At 58.2% G+C, this 19,304-nt stretch carries 18 protein-coding genes and 1 tRNA gene; 6 read left to right on the top strand and 13 right to left on the bottom strand.

Going from position 1 to position 19,304, the window contains the following annotated elements; genetic code table 11:
- The first annotated feature begins 16 nt into the window (after nt 1-16).
- Nucleotides 17-829: an ABC transporter substrate-binding protein gene (locus BD293_RS02180; RefSeq protein ID WP_142079666.1), complete on the top strand. Its 813-nt coding sequence runs from the start codon at nt 17-19 to the stop codon at nt 827-829.
- A gap of 190 nt (nt 830-1,019) precedes the next feature.
- Here the strand turns inward: BD293_RS02180 and BD293_RS02185 are convergent, their stop codons facing one another.
- The 3 genes from BD293_RS02185 to BD293_RS02195 form a co-directional block, all read right to left on the bottom strand.
- The gene (locus BD293_RS02185) at nt 1,020-1,358 is read right to left on the bottom strand and encodes a hypothetical protein (RefSeq protein WP_142079667.1); all 339 of its coding nucleotides are present in this window, start codon (nt 1,356-1,358) and stop codon (nt 1,020-1,022) included.
- A gap of 21 nt (nt 1,359-1,379) precedes the next feature.
- Nucleotides 1,380-5,027 carry a vitamin B12-dependent ribonucleotide reductase gene (locus BD293_RS02190; RefSeq protein WP_142079668.1) on the bottom strand — a complete coding sequence of 1,216 codons (3,648 nt, stop codon included), beginning with the start codon at nt 5,025-5,027 and terminating at the stop codon, nt 1,380-1,382.
- Nucleotides 5,028-5,426: 399 nt separating this feature from the next.
- Nucleotides 5,427-5,501: transfer RNA gene (locus BD293_RS02195), tRNA-Gly, on the bottom strand.
- A gap of 160 nt (nt 5,502-5,661) precedes the next feature.
- Between BD293_RS02195 and BD293_RS02200 the strand changes: the two genes are divergently transcribed.
- The gene (locus BD293_RS02200) at nt 5,662-5,865 is read left to right on the top strand and encodes a hypothetical protein (RefSeq protein WP_142079669.1); all 204 of its coding nucleotides are present in this window, start codon (nt 5,662-5,664) and stop codon (nt 5,863-5,865) included.
- On the opposite strand, the gene BD293_RS02205 is transcribed toward BD293_RS02200, so the two are convergent.
- Complete coding sequence (locus tag BD293_RS02205) at nt 5,837-6,472, bottom strand: J domain-containing protein (protein WP_142079670.1); 636 nt, start codon at nt 6,470-6,472, stop codon at nt 5,837-5,839. The genes BD293_RS02200 and BD293_RS02205 overlap by 29 nt on opposite strands.
- Before the next feature lie 121 nt (nt 6,473-6,593).
- Here BD293_RS02205 and BD293_RS02210 point away from each other — a divergent pair, with 121 nt between their 5' ends.
- Entirely contained in the window at nt 6,594-6,851 is a 258-nt protein-coding gene (locus BD293_RS02210; protein WP_142079671.1) for a BolA family protein, read from the top strand.
- Nucleotides 6,852-6,872: 21 nt separating this feature from the next.
- Here the strand turns inward: BD293_RS02210 and BD293_RS02215 are convergent, their stop codons facing one another.
- Nucleotides 6,873-7,268 (bottom strand): DUF4177 domain-containing protein, encoded by a 396-nt coding sequence (locus tag BD293_RS02215; RefSeq protein WP_142079672.1) that lies wholly within the window; start codon nt 7,266-7,268, stop codon nt 6,873-6,875.
- Between the two features lie 255 nt (nt 7,269-7,523).
- On the opposite strand from BD293_RS02215, the gene BD293_RS02220 reads away from it, so the two are divergent.
- Nucleotides 7,524-7,997, top strand: coding sequence for a MarR family winged helix-turn-helix transcriptional regulator (locus BD293_RS02220; RefSeq protein ID WP_246086185.1), 474 nt, complete (start codon nt 7,524-7,526; stop codon nt 7,995-7,997).
- Nucleotides 7,998-8,057: 60 nt separating this feature from the next.
- Here BD293_RS02220 and BD293_RS02225 read toward each other — a convergent pair whose 3' ends face one another.
- Nucleotides 8,058-9,404, bottom strand: a complete 1,347-nt coding sequence (locus BD293_RS02225; protein ID WP_142079673.1) for an NAD(P)-binding domain-containing protein — start codon at nt 9,402-9,404, stop codon at nt 8,058-8,060.
- A 171-nt stretch (nt 9,405-9,575) separates the two neighbouring features.
- On the opposite strand from BD293_RS02225, the gene BD293_RS02230 reads away from it, so the two are divergent.
- Nucleotides 9,576-10,883, top strand: coding sequence for an ABC transporter substrate-binding protein (locus BD293_RS02230; RefSeq protein ID WP_142079674.1), 1,308 nt, complete (start codon nt 9,576-9,578; stop codon nt 10,881-10,883).
- Nucleotides 10,884-10,886: 3 nt separating this feature from the next.
- On the opposite strand, the gene BD293_RS02235 is transcribed toward BD293_RS02230, so the two are convergent.
- The 3 genes from BD293_RS02235 to BD293_RS02245 form a co-directional block, all read right to left on the bottom strand.
- Nucleotides 10,887-11,609 carry a FadR/GntR family transcriptional regulator gene (locus BD293_RS02235; protein ID WP_142079675.1) on the bottom strand — a complete coding sequence of 241 codons (723 nt, stop codon included), beginning with the start codon at nt 11,607-11,609 and terminating at the stop codon, nt 10,887-10,889.
- Between the two features lie 181 nt (nt 11,610-11,790).
- On the bottom strand, nt 11,791-13,161 hold the full coding sequence (locus BD293_RS02240) for an ammonium transporter (protein WP_142079676.1): 1,371 nt from the start codon (nt 13,159-13,161) through the stop codon (nt 11,791-11,793).
- Between the two features lie 422 nt (nt 13,162-13,583).
- A complete protein-coding gene (locus BD293_RS02245; protein ID WP_246086186.1) occupies nt 13,584-14,573 on the bottom strand; it encodes a GlxA family transcriptional regulator in 990 nt (329 codons plus the stop codon).
- 131 nt (nt 14,574-14,704) lie between these two features.
- Between BD293_RS02245 and BD293_RS02250 the strand changes: the two genes are divergently transcribed.
- Nucleotides 14,705-15,358: a helix-turn-helix domain-containing protein gene (locus tag BD293_RS02250; RefSeq protein ID WP_142079677.1), complete on the top strand. Its 654-nt coding sequence runs from the start codon at nt 14,705-14,707 to the stop codon at nt 15,356-15,358.
- A 1-nt stretch (nt 15,359) separates the two neighbouring features.
- On the opposite strand, the gene BD293_RS02255 is transcribed toward BD293_RS02250, so the two are convergent.
- From BD293_RS02255 to BD293_RS02270, 4 genes are all read right to left on the bottom strand, one after another.
- The gene (locus tag BD293_RS02255) at nt 15,360-16,427 is read right to left on the bottom strand and encodes a heme-dependent oxidative N-demethylase family protein (protein WP_142079678.1); all 1,068 of its coding nucleotides are present in this window, start codon (nt 16,425-16,427) and stop codon (nt 15,360-15,362) included.
- 15 nt (nt 16,428-16,442) lie between these two features.
- A complete protein-coding gene (locus tag BD293_RS02260; protein ID WP_142079679.1) occupies nt 16,443-17,408 on the bottom strand; it encodes a PDR/VanB family oxidoreductase in 966 nt (321 codons plus the stop codon).
- On the bottom strand, nt 17,405-18,013 hold the full coding sequence (locus BD293_RS02265) for a dimethylamine monooxygenase subunit DmmA family protein (RefSeq protein WP_142079680.1): 609 nt from the start codon (nt 18,011-18,013) through the stop codon (nt 17,405-17,407). Before BD293_RS02265 ends, BD293_RS02260 begins: the two co-directional genes overlap by 4 nt.
- Nucleotides 18,014-18,085: 72 nt before the next feature.
- The gene (locus tag BD293_RS02270) at nt 18,086-19,222 is read right to left on the bottom strand and encodes an aminomethyl transferase family protein (RefSeq protein ID WP_142079681.1); all 1,137 of its coding nucleotides are present in this window, start codon (nt 19,220-19,222) and stop codon (nt 18,086-18,088) included.
- Nucleotides 19,223-19,304: the final 82 nt, after the last annotated feature.

Raw genomic sequence — 19,304 nt, forward strand, 5'->3', positions numbered from 1 at the left:
CGGAGAGAGGCGCACCATGACCCATGTTCATCGCTTCATGCTGACCGCAACCTTTGGGTTGGCACTTCTGGCCGCGTTTCCGGCCAGCGCGCAGCAGGTCATCACCGTGGCGTCGACCACCTCGACCGAGAATTCGGGGCTGTTCGACCATATTCTGCCCTTGTTTCAGGAACAGACCGGCATAGAGGTGCGCGTCGTCGCCCAAGGCACCGGACAGGCGCTGGAGACAGGGCGCAGGGGCGATGTCGATCTTGTCTTCGTCCATGCCCGCGCGCAGGAAGAGGCCTTTGTGGCCAAGGGTTACGGCGTGCAGCGGGTTGATGTCATGTATAACGACTTCGTTCTTGTCGGCCCCGGTGACGATCCGGCCCATCTGCGCGACGCGGACAGCGCCGCAGACGCATTCGCCGCGATTGCCGAAGCGGGTGCACCTTTCGTGTCGCGCGGCGATGACAGCGGCACACATGTCGCGGAAATGGCACTGTGGGATGCAGCCGAGGTCGCGCCGCAAGGCAGATGGTATCTGTCCATCGGGGCGGGCATGGGGGGCGCGCTGAACATGGCAGCACAATTGCCCGCCTATGTTCTGGCGGATCGGGGCACATGGCTGAGCTTTCAGAATCGCGGCGATCTGGACATTGTGTTTGAGGGCGACGCGGGGCTGCTCAACCCTTACGGCGTGATCCTCGTGAACCCCGCACGCCACCCGCATGTGAAAGCCACAGAGGCACAGGCCTTCATCGACTGGCTGATCTCGGACGCGGGGCAAGCGGCAATCGCCAGCTTCACGATCAACGGCGCGCAGTTGTTCTTTCCGAATGCCGACTGAAAAGGGCCTGAGGGTGTTTCCCTCAGGCCCGTCTCACTCGTACTTCTGCTCTGGACAGAGTTTCCCAATGTCAGGTCAGCTACACCCGCTCGTGCCGCCGCAGGTGTTACACTTCATGCAGGTGCCGTTGCGTGCCAGCGTGTAGTTGCCACATGCGATGCCGAGGCCGAAAGCGTTCAATAGTGGGTCACTATTGTGTAAGTCCTATTAGCGCAACCGCGAGCACGGCCCAATCGAGAAATGCTTGTTGTGCCAACCACTGCCCGAGCTTTGTGCCCCTTAATACGTTTACACGTTCATCTGGGGAGGCCGCGGCGACTGCGTTTGCGGCCGCTACCAAATCGTTTTCCTCTGCGTCTTGCAAGACTGGGAATTGGATCAAAATCGGATCAATGTCCCAAGTTGCTTTGTTTCCTGTTGCGGTCAGGTTTTCGACCCCTTCGAAGTCATATGCAATGTCGGCATTGTGGACATGGTTTCCCGACACGAGAACACTTTGACTGTTGCGAACAACTATTCCTTTACGCATCCTATAATTCTTTTCAATATGTTAGCTACACCCGCTCGTGCCGCCGCATGTGTTGCACTTCATGCAGGTGCCGTTGCGCACCAGCGTGTAGTTGCCGCATTCGCCGCACGGATCGCCCTCATAGCCCTGCATCTTGGCTTTGGAGCGGGCATCCAGCGGGGCGACTGTCAGGGTTTCCACCTCACGCGTCTCGTAAGAGAGCGCGGCGCTGCCTTCGGTCGAGTAGCTGGTCGCGGACTGCCCGCCCTGCAACACATGCAGTTCCTGTGGCATGCGCTTGCGCAGATAGCCGGTCGAGCTGATCTGGCGCAGCACTTCAAGCGAGCGGGACGCAGCCCCGTCGGACAGTTCCGAGATATTCGCCTGCCCCTCATTCTCGCCTGCGCCCAGATCGTCAAACGCGGTGCCCGAAGGTTTCACATGCGCCAGATCGGTGCGGTCCAGATAGCTGACCGCCAGTTCGCGGAAGATGTAGTCGAGGATCGAGGTCGCGTTTTTGATGCTGTCATTGCCCTGCACCATGCCCGCCGGTTCAAAGCGGGTGAAGGTGAAGGCGTCGACAAACTCTTCCAGCGGCACGCCATATTGCAGACCAACCGACACGGCGATGGCGAAATTGTTCATCATCGCGCGGAAGCCCGCACCTTCCTTGTGCATGTCGATGAAGATTTCACCCAGCTTGCCGCTGCCATATTCGCCGGTGCGCAAATACACCTTATGCCCGCCGACGATGGCTTTCTGCGTGTAGCCCTTGCGCCGCTCTGGCAGTTTCTCGCGGTGACGGCGGATCACTTCCTTGACGATGATCTTCTCGACGATCTTTTCGGCCAGAACCTGCGCCTTTTCCTGCTGGCTGCCGGATTCAAGGATTTCTTCGGCTTCCTCATCATCCTCGATCAGGGCTGCGGCCAAGGGCTGCGACAGTTTCGAGCCGTCACGATACAGCGCATTGGCCTTGATCCCCAGCGACCATGACAACTCATATGCCGCCAGTGTTTCCTCGATGGAGGCCGAGTTGGGCATGTTGATCGTCTTGGAAATTGCGCCCGAGATGAAGCTTTGCGCCGCTGCCATCATGTAGATATGGGCATTGACGGACAGATAGCGCTTGCCGGTCTTGCCGCAGGGATTGGCGCAATCGAAGATGCTGTAATGCTCTTGCTTCAGATGCGGCGCGCCTTCCAGTGTCATGGTGCCGCAGACATGGTCATTGGCCGCCTCGATTTGTGCGCGGGTGAAGCCCAGATGCCGCAGCAGATCGAATCCGGGGTTGTTCAACTCGGAGGCCGGAATGCCCAGTGTCTCGCGGCAGAACGCCTCGCCCAAGGTCCATTGATTGAACACGAAACGGATATCGAAGGCGGATGGCAACGCGGCCTCGATCTTCTTGATTTCCGCTTCGCCAAAACCGTGGCCCAGCAGGCTGGTGTGGTTGATGCCGGGGGCCTGACCCAAGCTGCCATGCCCGACCGCATAGGCGATGATCTCGTTGATCTCAGACTCTCGGTAACCTTTCTTGCGCAGCGACGCGGGCACGGACTGGTTGATGATCTTGAAATACCCGCCACCGGCGAGCTTTTTGAATTTCACCAGCGCGAAATCAGGCTCGATGCCTGTGGTGTCGCAATCCATCACCAGCCCGATCGTGCCGGTGGGCGCGATGACTGTGGATTGTGCGTTGCGGTAGCCGTGCTTTTCGCCAAGGGTCAGCGCCTCGTCCCATGCGGCGCGGGCCAGCTCGACCAGGCGCGCTTCGGGGCAGTTGGCGGCATCCAGCGCCAAGGGGGCGATATTCACACCCTCATAGCTGTTATCGGCATAGGCGGCGCGGCGGTGGTTGCGAATGACCCGCAACATGTGGTCGGCATTCTTCTTGTAGCCAGGGAAAGCACCCAGTTCGGCGGCCATTTCCGCAGATGTCGCATAGGCCACGCCTGTCATCAGCGCGGTTAGTGCGCCACACAGCGCGCGGCCCTCGTCGGAATCATAGCCAAAGCCCATATTCATCAGCAAGCCGCCGATATTGGCATAGCCCAGACCTAGCGTGCGGAACTCATACGAGCGCTGCGCGATTTCCTTGGACGGGAACTGCGCCATCATCACGCTGATTTCCAGTGTGATCGTCCACAGGCGAGTGGCGTGCATATAGGCTTCGGCGTCGAATTCGGTGCTGTTGTAGAATTTCAGCAAGTTCATCGAGGCCAGATTGCAGGCCGTATCATCCAGGAACATGTACTCAGAGCAGGGGTTCGAGCCGCGGATCGGGCCATCCGCCGGGCAGGTGTGCCATGCGTTGACCGTGTCGTGGAACTGGATACCCGGATCGGCACAGGCCCAAGCCGCGTGGCCCACCTGATCCCAAAGCTCGCGTGCCTTGACGGTCTTGGCAACCTTGCCATCGGTGCGGCGCAGCAGCTCCCAATCGGCGTCATCCTTGACCGCCTTCAGGAACGCATCGGTCACACGGACAGAGTTGTTGGAGTTCTGGCCCGATACCGAAATATAGGCTTCCGAATCCCAGTCCGTATCATAGGTTGGAAATTCGATGCTGTCATAGCCTTGGCGGGCATATTGCAGCACGCGCCCGATATAGGTTTCGGGGATCATCGACTTCTTGGCCGATTTGATCGCGGCTTTCAGCGCAGGGTTCTTGACGGGGTCAACGGCATCCTCTGTGCTGCCATCCCATGCCCGGATCGCGCCGAAAATCTCGTTCAGACGCGCTGAGTGCAATTTGGAGCCGGCAACAAGCGAGGCGACCTTTTGTTCTTCGATCACCTTCCAGTTGATGAATTCCTCAACATCGGGATGGTCCATGTCGCAGATTACCATCTTGGCCGCGCGGCGCGTGGTCCCGCCCGACTTGATCGCACCCGCAGCGCGATCACCGATTTTCAAGAAACCCATCAACCCAGAGGATTTACCGCCGCCCGACAGTTTCTCGCCTTCTCCACGCAGCGAGCTGAAGTTGGTTCCGGTGCCGGAACCATATTTGAACAGGCGCGCCTCGCGCACCCAAAGATCCATGATGCCGCCCTCATTCACCAGATCATCGCTGACACTTTGGATGAAGCAGGCATGGGGCTGGGGGTGTTCATAGCTGGATTTCGACTTCACCAGCTTGTGGGTGAAGGGGTCCACATAGAAATGGCCCTGGCTTGGCCCGTCGATGCCATAAGCCCAATGCAGGCCAGTGTTGAACCATTGCGGGCTGTTGGGGGCCGCCATCTGAGCCGCCAGCATGAAGCGCATCTCGTCAAAATAGGCGCGCGCGTCCTGCTCGGTGGTGAAATAGCCACCTTTCCAGCCCCAGTAGCACCAAGCGCCTGCCAGACGGTCAAACACCTGCTTGCTGGAATTCTCGCCGATATAGCGTGCGTCTTCGGGCAATTTCTTCAATTCGGCCTCATCTGCAACCGAACGCCACAGGAATTCCGGCACACCGTCTTCTGGCACGCGCTTCAGGCGTGCGGGCACACCGGCTTTACGAAAATACTTCTGTGCGATGACGTCCGAGGCAACCTGCGACCAGCTAGAGGGCACTTCGACTGCGTCATTGCGGAACACAATTGTCCCATCGGGGTTGCGAATCTCCGAAACCGTGGTGGTGAAGTCCAGCGCCGCATATGCGTCTGTGCCTGTGGTGGTGAAGTGCCGCTCGATGATCATCTGCCAGATGCCCCTTTGTTCGGTTTGATTTGTCCGGGCGCACCCGGATATTCTGATTTCAAGCTAGGGCTAAGGCACGACGCGCGGCAAAAAGAATTCGTTTGCCAATCTGACCGATTGGCAACCTTTCAGGCGCTGTTCATATTCCTTATCCCGAATCCCTCTACTGCGCTTCGCGTCGCTTGCCAGATTTAGTGGGTAGCCCGTGGATATGCACAACCTGGCGTATTTGAGGGGGAGTCGTCAACGAGTAATTTAACACTTCGATGACGAAATTTAGCTTGACGTTAAGCTGGACTGGATAAGTGCTGAGAAAGACTCGAAAGTTAATTTTTGGGCATGGGTCGGTCGGGACCAAAAGCAAAAAGACCGTTGCTTTGCAGCAACGGTCTTTTTGATTGGAGCGGGCGATGAGATTCGAACTCACGACCCTAACCTTGGCAAGGTTATGCTCTACCCCTGAGCTACGCCCGCGTCCTTTGGGTAGGGGCGATTTACAAACTATCCCTGTGCGCCGCAAGAGGGAAATCTAGGCATTCACAGATTTTTTCAAATCAGATGGCCCGCGCGCCGCTGTCATAAGGTATTTACCTTTGGCGGGTATTCTTTGCATGAGACAGATCAGGGGGTTTCCATGCTGGACATATCACCAAATGCCGGGGCCGCGCGCCAGTCCGATGCCGAGATCCGGCGTCTGGAAGATCTGAACATCCTGCGCGAACTTGAAGGCACGATTGACGCACAGGACGCGCCATGTGCGCGGCCCGACCTTGTGCACCGTCTAACGCAGGGGGTTGGCAAGCTGCGCCTCAGTCTCGAAAGTTACGGCTATCCTTGATCTGGTCCCATGCCCAGACAACTTCCTGTAGCCGGTCCTCATCCGCGCGCGCCCCGGCATTGCGGTCCGGGTGCAGGTCTTTCACGAGGCTTTTATACTGCTTGCGGATATCGGTGCGCGACCAGCTGTCACGCGCATCCAGAATCTCCAGCGCCTTGCGTTCAGTGGCGGGCAGTTTGCGTGTGCCGCCCATACGCGATTCTTTTCCGGGGTTCTGCGTGGCCTTGTCGCCCAGCACCTGATGCGGGTCTTCAATGCCCAAGCGCTGCCATGCCAGCCGTTCGTCATCGCGCCCCAGCGGCTTGGATGTCCGGCCCCAAACCCTGTCGCGCTCCATCTCGTCCATCATCTCGGCTTCGGTCTGGCCCTCGAAATAGTTCCACTTCAGATTGTATTCGCGGGCATGGTCTTTGCAGAACCACAGGTATTCGGTCAGCAGATCAGGGGATCTTGGGCAGCGGTACTTGCCATCCTCTGTGCAGCCCGGATGTTCGCATTGCCGCACCGACGTTTCCCACGCCCCCGACATGCCCCGACGCCCCCGAGAGCGTTTCATCTTGTCGGTTGAGGCGCGAATGTCGAAATCGAAAAGCGGCTTGCGGTCCATGTATTATCCTGTGCGGTCTGTAATCTCTTGCTGCGATCGAAAGGACAGGGTGCCCCTTTCCGATCCGGAGGCGACACTCTAGATATGTTTGGCAGATGATTGAAGAGGGAACACAGCCGAGATGCGACTTTGTGAAGAAATCGAGGCGCGACTAAATGATGCATTCACGCCAAACCTGCTGATTGTCGAAGATGACAGCGAAAGTCACCGCGGCCACGGCGGATGGCGAGAGGGCGGCGAGACACATTTCAACGTGAAGATTCGCGCCGCCGCCTTTGGCCCCATGTCCCGTCTGCAACGCCACCGCGCGGTGCATTCCGCGCTTGGCGGCGATCTGGTTGCGCGCATTCACGCGCTGGCGCTGGATATTGATGCGTAATCACGCCTTGTCGCAGGGGCGTCAGTCGTCCTTGCGCGGGGCAAACATAGGCTCCCTGCGGTTGTCGTGAATCGGCCGGTCGGGGCTGGGGCTGTCAATCGCAGGAGGGGCCACAAATTCCTGACGCGGCTCAACCGACACGCGCGGTGCTTCTTCTTGCGTCATGCGTTCTGCCAGCACCTCTGCCTTGGGTCTGCGAAAGATCAGCAGATGATTTTGCACGACCATCTTGCCTGTGAAACCTTTGCGCTCTTCACTCGGCAGACATTCGCTGCGGCAATATTCCCATCCTTCGGCGGAGAGGTCGTTCAGAACTGTCGTCAGTTCATGAGCATAACGCTCGGCTGGGGTTTTCAGACCCTTGACTTTCTGCCCCCGAAGCGGCGCGGGCAGGGCGAGGTACTCATACGATTGCATTGGCAGTCCTGTTTTGGCAAGTTTTGGCAGCGCAGCTTGTACGACATTATTCCCCGACGCAACAATACACTTTGCCGCCACCTGCGGCATGGTTGCACCGCGAAAGTGGAATAATCACGCGCGCGGCTTGGTTTCAGCGCCGATCGGCCCAGCCCGCACCCCCTGAAATCGTTGCAACTGCAATGATTATGGATATTGTGGCGCAAGTTCATGGCGCGGATACGGTCCCGGCGCAGGCAGCAACAAAAGGCGTTGATGATGAAGGATATTGTCCAGCTTGACGGGTTCTTCCCTTACAGACTGGCAATCGCGGCCGAAGCTTTCTCGCGCAGCCTGATGAATGTCTATGGCCGCCGCTACGGGTTAAGCCGTGAAGAATGGCGTTTGCTGTTTCTGCTGGCCGGGGTCGACAAGATGACATCGCTGGAATTGGGCCAACGCACCACCCTAGATAAGGTTCAGGTCAGCCGTGCCGCGCAGAAGCTGGAAGAGAAGGGTCTGATTTCGCGCGCGATTGCTGCCCGTGACCGGCGCTTGCGGCTGTATACCTGCACCCCGTCCGGTAAGGCGCTGTTCGCCGAAATCCTTCCACAGGTCGAAGCGCGCGCCAGCAATATCCTGCACGCAATGCCCGCAGATGACCGCGCGGCGCTGGAGCAAGGACTGGCGGCATTGCTGCGCGCAATTGACACCGAACAGATACCAGGTGAGGGGCCGCCGCTGTCTTGACCCGTGCCCCAGGCAAGATGCAGCGCCAACATCCCTATTGTCAGCGCTGCGCGTGCCAGATCAGTTTTGTAGATAACAGTCCATGCTGTCATCCAGCGCATCTTTCCAAGGGGTGTGATGCGCAGGGGCCATGCTGCCCGTGATGACAGAGCGGTAGCTGTTGTCGCGGAAGGCCATGATATCCTTGGCCTTGTGCTTTTTCCATTCAAAGAACGCCGCTGACGCGCCATCAATGTCAAACGACGGATAGTCGGTTTCCGCGACCAGTTCCTTGATGTACTCGGCCTGATAGATGATCGGGTATTTGGAATCTGTGTCCGCTTCCTCGCGGGCTTCGCGTTCTGCAACATCGGCCAGCAGAACATCTTTGTCAGCCGGTATCTCGATCTTGCCCATAATCGCGTCGCGCACCCACCATGCTTGCGCGTCAAACATATTGAAGGTGAACCACTGGTCTTGCATGCCCAGATAGAACAGCTTGGGGTTATGCACCCAGACCACGCCCTTATACAGGTCTGCCGTAGCCAGTCGGTTGGCGGTTTTCAGACGCAGGTCATCGGGCAGGAAGTTGAAGAAATGCTTGTAGCCCGTGCATAGGATGATCGCATCCACATGCTTCGAGGTGCCGTCGATGAAATATGCGGTGTTGCCCTCGACCCGCTCCAGCGCGGGCTTTTCTTCCCAATTTGCGGGCCAGTGGAAACCCATAGGCGCAGAGCGGTAGCACGATGTGATCGATTTCGCGCCGTATTTCCAGCATTGCGAACCGATATCCTCGGCGGAATAGGACGCGCCCATCACCAGAATGTCTTTGCCCGAAAACTCGCGCGCATCGCGGAAATCATGGGCATGCAGCAAGCGGCCGTTGAACGATTCGAAGCCGGGGTAATGGGGCACATTGGGCACCGAGAAATGGCCCGATGCCACGATCACATGATCGAAGGTTTCTGAATACACATGGTCTTTCGCGTGGTCATGCACGGTGACTGTGAACAGGCCGGTATCCTCATCGTATTCGACCCAGCGCACGGCAGTGTTGAACCGGACCATATCGCGCACACCCGCTTTTTTTACTCGCCCCTCGATATAGTCGAACAAGACAGCGCGCGGGGGGTAAGAGGCGATCTGCTTGCCGAAATGTTCCTCGAAGGAATAATCCGCGAATTCCAGACCCTCTTTCGGGCCGTTCGACCACAGATAGCGATACATCGAGCAATGCACCGGCTCGCCATTTTCATCCAGCCCGGTGCGCCAAGTATAGTTCCACAGCCCGCCCCAATTGTCCTGTTTCTCGAAGCAGACGATTTCCGGGATCTCCTCGCCTTTTTCCGCGGCGGACTGAAAGGCGCGTAGCTGTGCCAGACCTGACGGGCCGGCCCCGATGATCGCTGTTCTTTTTACTGACATGTTTTTCTCCGTGCTGTTGGGCGAGGGGACCAATTATGCGTTTTGGCTGTACCAAATCTGCGCCACCTAGAACCAATCTGTCAACTGGTTTTCACAAAGGGAATATTAATTTCATCTATCACGCTAGTTTCCTGTCTCGCGTTGCGTATCTCTTGTGCTAAATCATGGTCTATGATCGGATCAAGTTTCGCACATCAAATGGCCATGCGCAGTCAATTGCCGACCTATCGGGTGGGCATGACGCAAGAGATCAAGATTGGTATGCTGCTGCCATTGTCTGGCCCTGCCATGTCTTGGGGGCAGCCGGGCCTGAACGGGTGCCGCATCTGGGAAGACTGGCTGAACGCCGCCGGTGGGGCGCTTATTCAGGGGCGACGCTATCCTGTGCGGATCATTGCCGAGGATTGTGGCTATGATGCCGAACAGGCATTGGAAGGGGCGCGCAAACTGGTCCTCTCTGACAAGGTGACGCTTTTGATGATGCTGGGCGGCGACAGCTACACGCCTTTGCGCAGCTTTCTGAACACCCACAAGGTGCTGACCTCGACCTTGCTGACCAGCGATTTGTCCCCCGACACGCGCTATCTCATCGCCCCGTCCGAGGTGCATCCGGTCTATAATGTCACAGGCGTCACATGGCTGGCGCAAAATAAGCCGCAAGTGCGCAAGGTCGTAATGTGCAGCCAGACCGATGCCTTTGGGCTGCCCTCGCTGGCAACCTACCGCGCAGCGTTCAAGGCGGCGGGATTGCAGGTGTGCAAGGAAATTCAGTATGCGCCCGATACGACCGATGCCGCCGCGATTGTGCAGCCAATGCTGGACGCAGGCGCAGAGGTCTTGTGCTGGTGCACCAGCTACACCCCTATGGTTCATGCCATGACCGAATACGCCCATGCGCAGGGGTTCAAGGGCACGATCCTGTCGTGCACGATGGACCAATATGACCGGCTGGTCGCGCGCACGTCGCTGGATTTCATGGAAGGCACAATCTTTCAGTTTCCAGATTTCGACGACCCTGCACTGGCAGAAAAGGCATTTTTCTTCAATCAGCCCAACCTGTTCTTCAGCGAATATAACCGCCGCTTTCCCGACAGCTGGAGTGCGGTAAGCTGGGAATATGCCGCGATCCTCGATATCTGGCACGCCGCCGTTGAAAAGGTCGGCGCGCTCAGCACCGCTTCGGTGATGGCGGCGATGAAGCAGATGGGCCGCGTCAGCCATGCCTTTGGCCCGGCGCAATGGTGGGGCGAAAGCCTGTTCGGGATCGACAATGCGCTGGTCGGGGAATGGCCGGTCGTCACGATTCAAGAAGGCAGGGCGCGGATTGTCAGTTTTGAGTCGGTGCCCGACTGGCTGGCCGCACATGAAAGCCTGCTGCATGACGAGATGTCCGCCTTGGGCCAGCTCTGGACGCAGCGGTTTTCGCGCAAGGCGCTGACGCTGCCCCTGTCGCCCCGCACGCTTGGTGTCACGGGCTAGCGGTTACCCGGTTTCGTGCAACAGCAGCTTTTGCTCTTCGATCAGGTGCAGCTTGATGAATTCGACCGCCGCTTCCACATCGCGCGATGCGATGGCGTTGAACAGCGTGTTGTAGCGTTTCTGATACCCTTCGATCCGGTCAGGGGTCAGGTGTCGCCGCATCAGGGCGGTGCGGAAGCTCTGGCGGCAAACCGTGATCGTCAACTCGTAACAGGTTTCCAGTAGCGGGTTGCGCGTGCCTTGGGCGATCTTGCGATAAAACGCCTCTTCGCAGGACACAAAAGCGTTTACATCGGTGCGCACCTGCTCAATGCGCGAGACGATGCCGTCCAGCTCGTCCAGATCAAGCGGACTCATGTTGATGGTGGCAAGACGCACCATTTCCGGCTCGATGATGCTGCGCACGACCAGATGGTCTAGTGGACTGGTCCGCTCGGCCACGCTGTCAGGCTCGTTCTGGGGTTCAGGTTCGGCACGCCATGTCACGAAACTGCCGCTTCCGGGTCTGCGCCGGATCACCTTGTGGCTTTCCAGCACATCCAGCGCCTCGCGCACTGTATTGCGTGATACACCCAGATCAGCAGCAAGCGAGCGTTCGCTGGGCAGGCGTGTGTCGACCGGATATTCCTCGGATTTGATCTTGGCAAACAGCGTGTCGATGACGACCTGAACCGTGCCCCCAACGGAATACCCCGAAATGTCGTTTGCATCCAGCCTGATGGTCATGCGCATACTCACCCTTATACTGCCCCAGTCTACACAAGCCCGCACCTGTTGCACAAGCATCAGGATCGTCGCGGGCAGGTGGCAGGGTTTCGACATAATGCGGTGGGCAGAGAAACTCCAGTGATCTGGCGCATTTAAACGACCGCCCCGGCGCGCAAGGTCCGGGGCGGCATGTCAGGGGTTACTCGCCGGGCGTCAGCACAATCGCATCGCCATCATGCTCCACATCCCAGTTCCGCTTGTCCAACCCGTCTGCCTGTGCGTCTTCGTCCACGCGCAGCCCGATGGTTTTTTCCAGGATCAGCCCCACAACCAGCGCGGTCAGCGCCCCTGCACCGATACAGGCCAGAGTGCCCACAAGCTGCATGACAATCCCGATCTGGCCGTGCTGAAACGCATAGGCCCCTTCTTCTATGCCCAGATAGCCGCCACGCGGTGTGCCTGCCTTGAAGATGCCCAGCATGATCAGCCCGTACGACCCCGCGCCCAGAAACAGCGGGAAGAGTTTGTGCTCGTCAATCCCGCGCTTGAGGGTGAACTCATACACCGCCCATGCCGCAAAGGGCGCGCCAAGTGCCACAATGAACATCTGCCACGGCAGATAGACATCAAAGCCCGACGCCCCGGCGACATAGCCCGCCAATGGCCCCAGCAATGTATACGCATAGTTGCGCGTCTTATACGCGATCAGCAGGCCAGACAGCGCACCACCGGCCCATGCCAGCCCGTAATTGTTGAACGCAATACCCACGCTTGTGTTGGCCATGGTGACGCTGACGGCCAGCGCTTCAGGGTCGAAAAAGAACAGACAGGACAGAATGACCATCGGCAGGCCTGCAAAGATGGTCATCAGCCCGGTTGCCGCCAGCCCGATGCTGGGGGCATTGTAGCTGGGAACCTTGGGGTGGGGGGCAAACATGCCGGGGCGTGCGCCAAGGCGCGGCACCAGCACAAGCGCCATGCCTGCCGGGAACAGATAGACAAACCCCACCCCGAAAAAGTCGTGAAAGCCCGGATTGGTCAGCGGGCCGACAGATCCCCATGTCGCCCAGCTCAGCGCCGAAGACGCCAGCGTCGCGGCAATGCACAAGATGAAATAGGCCGCCGCCTTCATCCGTTCGGCCACTGCGAAATGCAGCAACACATTGATGATCCCGGCAAAGCAGGCCAGAAAGAAGACGAAGATCTGAAAATTGTTCAGACCCGGAAAGACATCGGGCGAAACGTCGTGCGCGCGCGCATTCAACATGCCGCCGCCCATCCACCAATCCGCGATGGAATCGCCCAGTGTGGCGTCCTCGATGATGTAATATTGCGCGGCCCATAGCGAAAAGCCGATCAGAAAATACACTGTAAAGCCTATGAAGAAGCCCATCAGCTTCTCCACAGTCGAGGTCAGCAGGTTCTTATGCCGCGTGGTGCCGGCGTCAATCATTAGCAAGCCGACAACAACCATGATGGCACCGACAGTGCCCGAGGCATAGACGAGGTTTTGTACAAGTGAGTTCAGACTGACCTGATCAGCATGAACCGCTGCAAGGTTAAGCGACATGAGTGTCTCCCTGTCCCGTTGGTTTCTGAAGTCTTGGGCGTTTGCGCCCTTTGGCCTGCACCAGCAGAAAGCCGTTCCACCGGGACTGGTCTTGTTTGGTTCTCGCTGGTTGCGCGTCGCAGCAAGAACTCTCAAATTCTGACTGAAATATCCCAAATCCCAAAGAATATTTTGCATTAAAAGAATATATTTTTCTTAATAATTGAAAATATGCAGTGATTTGGTGCAGTTTGGACCGGACCAGTTGGGTAAATCGGCGCGGAGGCGGCCAAAACTGCGAAAACATACATGGCGCGCGAATCATCATGCGCTGCGTTCGGTTGTGGGTCGTGAACCCTTGGGCATACCTAAACCGCAGCCCCCATTTTCTTGCCGGAGATACTCAAAATTCCGGCACTAAAAACCTGGTCCACACGCGGCGTTCAGTGCTGCGTTCCAAGCTGCGGCGTGGCCGAGGGCAGCGGGGCATTGCCTTGGACGCGAAACATGTTGATCTTGCGGCGGTCTTCGTCCGGCGACAGGCCGAAGATCTCTGCGTAGCGCTGGCGGAACGGGCTTGCCGTGGTGTATCCGACCGCTTGCGCAATCTCGCGCATAGAGCGGTTGGAATACATCACCAATTGCCGCGCAGATGTCATGCGCAGCGTGTGGTAATAGGCAAGCGGGCTTTTGCCTGTCAGCTTTTTGAACAGCCGTTCCAGATGGCGCGGCGAGATCGTGATCTGCTCGCAGATATCTGCAATGCAGATCGGGTCTTCCAGATTCTCCGACATCAACCGCATGGCGCTGGCGACGGGGTCGGGCAGCATGTCGGACGTTGTCGCAACCTGCATGGCTGGTATTTTCTGGCGCACACCCTCGCCCCGCACCAACGGATGCTGAAACCAGCAGGCCACTTCGGTCATGACCTCAGAGCCCAGTTTGTGATCAATCAGCATCAGCGCGAAATCGAAACCGGCGGCCGCACCGGAAATCGTCACGCGGCGTCGGTCGGGCATGATCACTTCATCCGTTGTCGCGTGGGTCGGAAATTCATCAGCGAATGCCGCCGCATAACACCAATGCACCGAGGTGACATGCCCCTCCATCAGGCCAGCGCGGGCCAGCGGGAACACCCCGCCGCTGACCCCGCCCAGAGTGGCGCCATGGCGCTCCATCATGCGCAAGGCGCCGTTACTGGCGCGCGGGTTGGCAAATTTTGCATCCGGTGGGCTGAGGACGATCAGATAATCAATGGCTTCGGCGGCGGCCAAATTTATCGCGGGGTGGAATGTCACCATCGCGCTGCTCTCGACCGCGCCGCCCGTCTCGGAAATCAATGTCCATCGAAACGCCTGTGTGTCCGCGATCTCATTGGCCGCGCGCAATGGCTCGATCATCGAGGTCAGGCACGCCATGGGAAAGCCCGGCATAATCAGGAATCCCAGATGAATATGATCATTTTCGTTGCTTCGGGTTATACTCTTGTGAAACATCATCCCACTCCCTTTGCTCGGACGCGGTCATCATGGGGAAAAAACAGCACCATTTTCACGGAGCCAGCATGCCTCAGGCAGTGAAGCAAACCGACAGCAAGACGACGTTCAGCCAAGACCCCCACCGTATCCGTGATGAACGCGAAAAGGTGCTGGAGGTGGCGATTGGCCGCGAAGTGCGCGCCTTTCGGCGTCAGAAAAGTATCACTGTCGCAGAACTGGCCGCGCTGACAGGGCTGTCCATCGGCATGTTGTCCAAGATCGAGAATGGTAACACCTCGCCCTCGCTGACCACCTTGCAGACGCTTGCGCATGCGTTGAGTGTGCCGCTGACATCTTTCTTTCGTGGCTTTGAGGAGCATCGTGAAGCGGTGCATACCAAAGCAGGCGAGGGGGTCGAGATTGAGCGCGCGGGCACGCGGGCGGGGCATCAATACAACCTGCTCGGCCATATCGGGGCCAATGCCAGCGGTGTCATGGTGGAACCCTATCTGATCACCCTCAGCACCAGCTCTGACATTTTTCCAACATTTCAGCATGGCGGGATCGAGACGATTTATATGCTGGAAGGCGAATTGCTGTATCGCCACAGCGACCAGCTTTATCATTTGCGACCTGGCGACACTTTGTTCTTTGACGCAGATTCCCCGCATGGCCCCGAAGGGCTGGAAAAGCTGCCAGCGCGCTATCTGTCGATTATTGCCTACCCGCAAAACGGCTGACCTATGTCTCAAGCGGCGGCTCGGTGTCCAGATCGGGCCAGATACCGGGTGACGTGGGCTTGCCGTCATCATATTGCGACAGGTACTCAAGGATCAGCGGTCGGTTGCGGATGAAGCCTTTATAGCTGGCCAGATCTTCGGGCAGATCGCGGATCACACGGTGCAAGCGGCGGCCCCATTTGGGCACCGTCACCAGATCGTCCAGCGCAATCAGGTAGCATCGGATCGGAAACACCAGCGCGTTGGAACGCGGCAGGCGGTAGAACGTCTGCAATTCCACCCGCAAATGTTGTTTACGCCCGATATTCTCTGGCGTCAGCGTGGTCTTTTGCACACCCCATTTGTGATAATTCTCTGGGCTTGTGTCCAGCAACGGGTTGACCGTCATGGTCCAGTTCAGCCGCCGCGCGGGGCTGCCTTGCTGGATATTGAGCAGGAATTTCAGCGCGCGTTTGAACACACCCATTTCATGCGCCCGTGGCACCGGCGCGTGCCATTCAAAGAAATTCATGCCGATGTCGAAATCCAGCGACCAGTCGGCCTGTGTCGTAATCATACCTGCATCCATCCACAGGTTGTTTTCGCGCTGGTCCAGCACAGCGAAATCGCCCTGACTTTGGCGGGTGATGTATTCCATCGGCCCATAAGGCAGGCTGGCGTCATCCATGAAGGTGAATGTGTCATCAATGCCCAAGGGCTTGTTGATCCAGCGCCATGTGTCGCCCTTGCGATGCAGCTCGAACAAATCGGGGTAGTCTTCGGATTTGCTGACCATGATCAGCTCCAACAAGTCCCAGCCTGCAAGGGTCATATGCGGCAGGGACTGGCAGCGCAGCGGGTCCTCAGCCAGAACAAGCGCACGGTCGCGCATCTCTGATATGTAATGCTCGTCCACATCGAAGCGCTTTTCATAGACTGATCCCGCAGGCCCGCCCCGATGCTGTTCCATATTGACCGAATACATGTAGCTGTCTTCGTGGAACGGAAAGGGAAATCGCCTGATCGCCCAGTCCGAATTGCGGAAGGTATAATCGTCGCGGAAAGTCTCGTCGTTGAACTGAATGGTCATTCCGGCATCTCCCTGTTAGCGGTCCAGCACCAGTGTCTTGCCTTCAAAGCGGCTGACACAGGGCATGATCTTTTCACCGCTGGCATGTTCGTCTTCATCTAGCCAGTGATCGTTGTGCAGTAGCGTGCCGTCATGGCGCATGACGCGGGTCTCGCACTGCCCGCAAGCCCCGCCGCGACACATATAAGGCGCATCCACGCCCGCGCGTTCAATCGCTTCCAGCAGGCTTTCATGTTCACCCACGCGCACGGTCTTGCGGGATGCGGCGAGTTCCACCTCAAAGGGCTTGCCGGATTGCGGGGCCAGAAATTCCTCGTAATGCACGGCTGTTTCGGGCCAGCCCAGATCGGCGGCGGTGCCCAAGACCCAGTCGATCATGCCGCGCGGACCGCAGATATAGACATGTGTGCCAAGGGGTTGGCCGCGCAAAAGATCGGCCAGCGCAATACGCTCGTCCTGATCGTCATGATAGACATGCACTTGCGACGGGTGGCGGGTGGTCAGATCATCGGCATAGCTGGCAAGTGCTGCATTGCGCACCGCATAGTGCAACTCGAACCGCCCAGCGATCCGCTCAAGCTGCCGGATTTGCGACAGGAACGGTGTGATCCCGATGCCGCCCGCGATCATCAGATGCTTCTTTGCGGTCAGGTCCAGCGCGAACAGATTGATCGGGTAGCTGATGACCATACGGTCGCCCACCTGCACCTTGTCATGCAGAAAGATGGACCCGCCGCGCCCTTGATCGTCGCGCCGCACCGAGATGGCGTAATGGCTGGGGTCCATCGGATCGGACATCAGCGAATAGGGGTTCAGCCGCGTTTTCGCGCCGTCCTGCATTTCGACAACTGTATGCGCGCCACCCGAGAAAGGGGGTAAACTGCCCCCCTCGGCATGCTGGAACTCAAACCGTGTGACCAGATCGTTCAGCGGCACTTTGGCGGTGACGATGACGGGGATTTTCTGTGTGCCAGCACTCATTTATACAATTCCACGGGTTCAGGGACTTCGCCGGGGTCTTCGGCATCGATGCACACGCCCTGAAAGGCGGCCAGCCTGCGCGAATAGTGATCGCGCACAAACAGGTTCAGCCCGCAATGGCTGCACACAAACGGGTCGGTCATCACCTCCTCGGTGATCCCCTTGCAGTGCACACATTGCACCCGCCGCGCGACTGATCCGCGATGCTCGGACTGGATCGCCGCCATGGGAATGCCCGCCTGCAAGGCCTCGCGCATGGCCTGCCCGATCAGCCCTTCGGTGCCTGCCAGATAAATCTGCGCGCCCATGACCGTGTCGGAAAGTACGCGCCGGATGCGCTGGACCGTCGCCGGATAGCTGGGGCCGATATGCAGGATGGCAGGTTTTGTGGCGCGCAGTTTGTCGGCAAGTGCGTCGCCGGTATGGCGCGGAATAAAGATGACATGCGCCTGTGCCATAATCTCGGGCGCGGTGGCGGCCAGATCCAGCAAAGCCTCTGCGCCTTCGGCATCGGCAATCATCAGATGTTGCGCGGCCTTGCGCGGGGCAAGTGTGCCATAAACAGGCCGACTGGGTATGGACGGGGGAAAGGTAAACCTGCTCATTCGGGCATCACTCCTCTGCGGTCTGCGTGTGAAAAGGGCGCGGCCCCGATAGGTGCCGCGCCCGGATCTGTCTTAGCCCTTGGCCGTGCGACGCTTCTTGTCGGGGTCATAGAAGGGCATGGAATGGGCAACGCATGGAATTTCGCCGTCCGAGTTCTTGACCACCATTGCGGTGCCATCGACAGCGCACTCCACCGGCATACGGGCAATGCCCACATTGTGCTTGTTGAGCGAGGAATACATGCCCACTGTCACAACACCGACCTGCTTGCCGTCTTTTAGCAGCGCGGCCCCTTCCTCGGCGGGGGTGGTGCCTTCCAGCTTCACACCGTAAATCTTGAAGCGCTCCTTGCCCTTCAGGCGGTAATGCTCTTCTGCGCCGCGAAAGCCGGTCTTGCCTTTGGAGACTGTGAAATCAAGGCCCAACTCCCAGAGCGTATCGCCGCATTTCTCATCCTCGAACGGGTATTGGTCCGAGTTGTCGTAGGGGTAGAACAGCAGATAGCTTTCGGCCCGCAACAGATCGAGCGTGGTAAAGCGCGTGGGAATAATGCCCATAGGCGCACCCTTCTCAACCAGTGCATCCCAAATCGCCACGGCATCCTGCGCGCGGCAAAAAATCTCGTACCCGCGCTCGCCCGTGTAGCCGGTGCGCGAAATCATGACAGGTTTATCCCACAGCATGGTTTGCACATGCGCGAAATAGGCCAGATCGCGGATACCCGGCACGCCTTGGGCTTCCAGAAAATCCACCGCCATCGGCCCTTGCAGAGAAATGTCATGCAGGTTGTCGTCAAAGCGGATGTCCACATCACGCCCCATCGCGGCCATGGTCAGTTGCTCGTGGCCTTGCCCCGCGCCATGCACAACCATATAGGCGTTCGGTCCTGTGCGGTAGATCACGCAGTCATCGATGAACTTGCCTTCGTCATTGAGCATCGTCGCGTAGGAACTGCGCCCCGGCTTGATCTTGTCGGCATTGCGCGTGGTCGCGCGGTCGATCACATGGAACGCGTGTGGCCCCACCACATGCACTTTCTTGAGGCCCGACACATCCATGAACCCGGCCTTGGTGCGGATGGCGATGTATTCTTCTTCCTGATCCTTGTCGTAGCTCCATGCCGTGCCCATACCGGACCAGTCTTCCAACGCCGAGCCCATGGCCCGGTGCCGATCCGCCAGCGCCGAAAATCGCCAAGATGTTGTCATGTCACCTCTCCCTGTTTGGTTCGTACTGGTTCGTTTTGGTTTATATTGGTTGCGCAAGTGCACCCACTTGGCAACAGGTTGA

This window comes from Roseinatronobacter monicus (assembly GCF_006716865.1).
In the GTDB taxonomy this organism is placed as follows: domain Bacteria; phylum Pseudomonadota; class Alphaproteobacteria; order Rhodobacterales; family Rhodobacteraceae; genus Roseinatronobacter; species Roseinatronobacter monicus.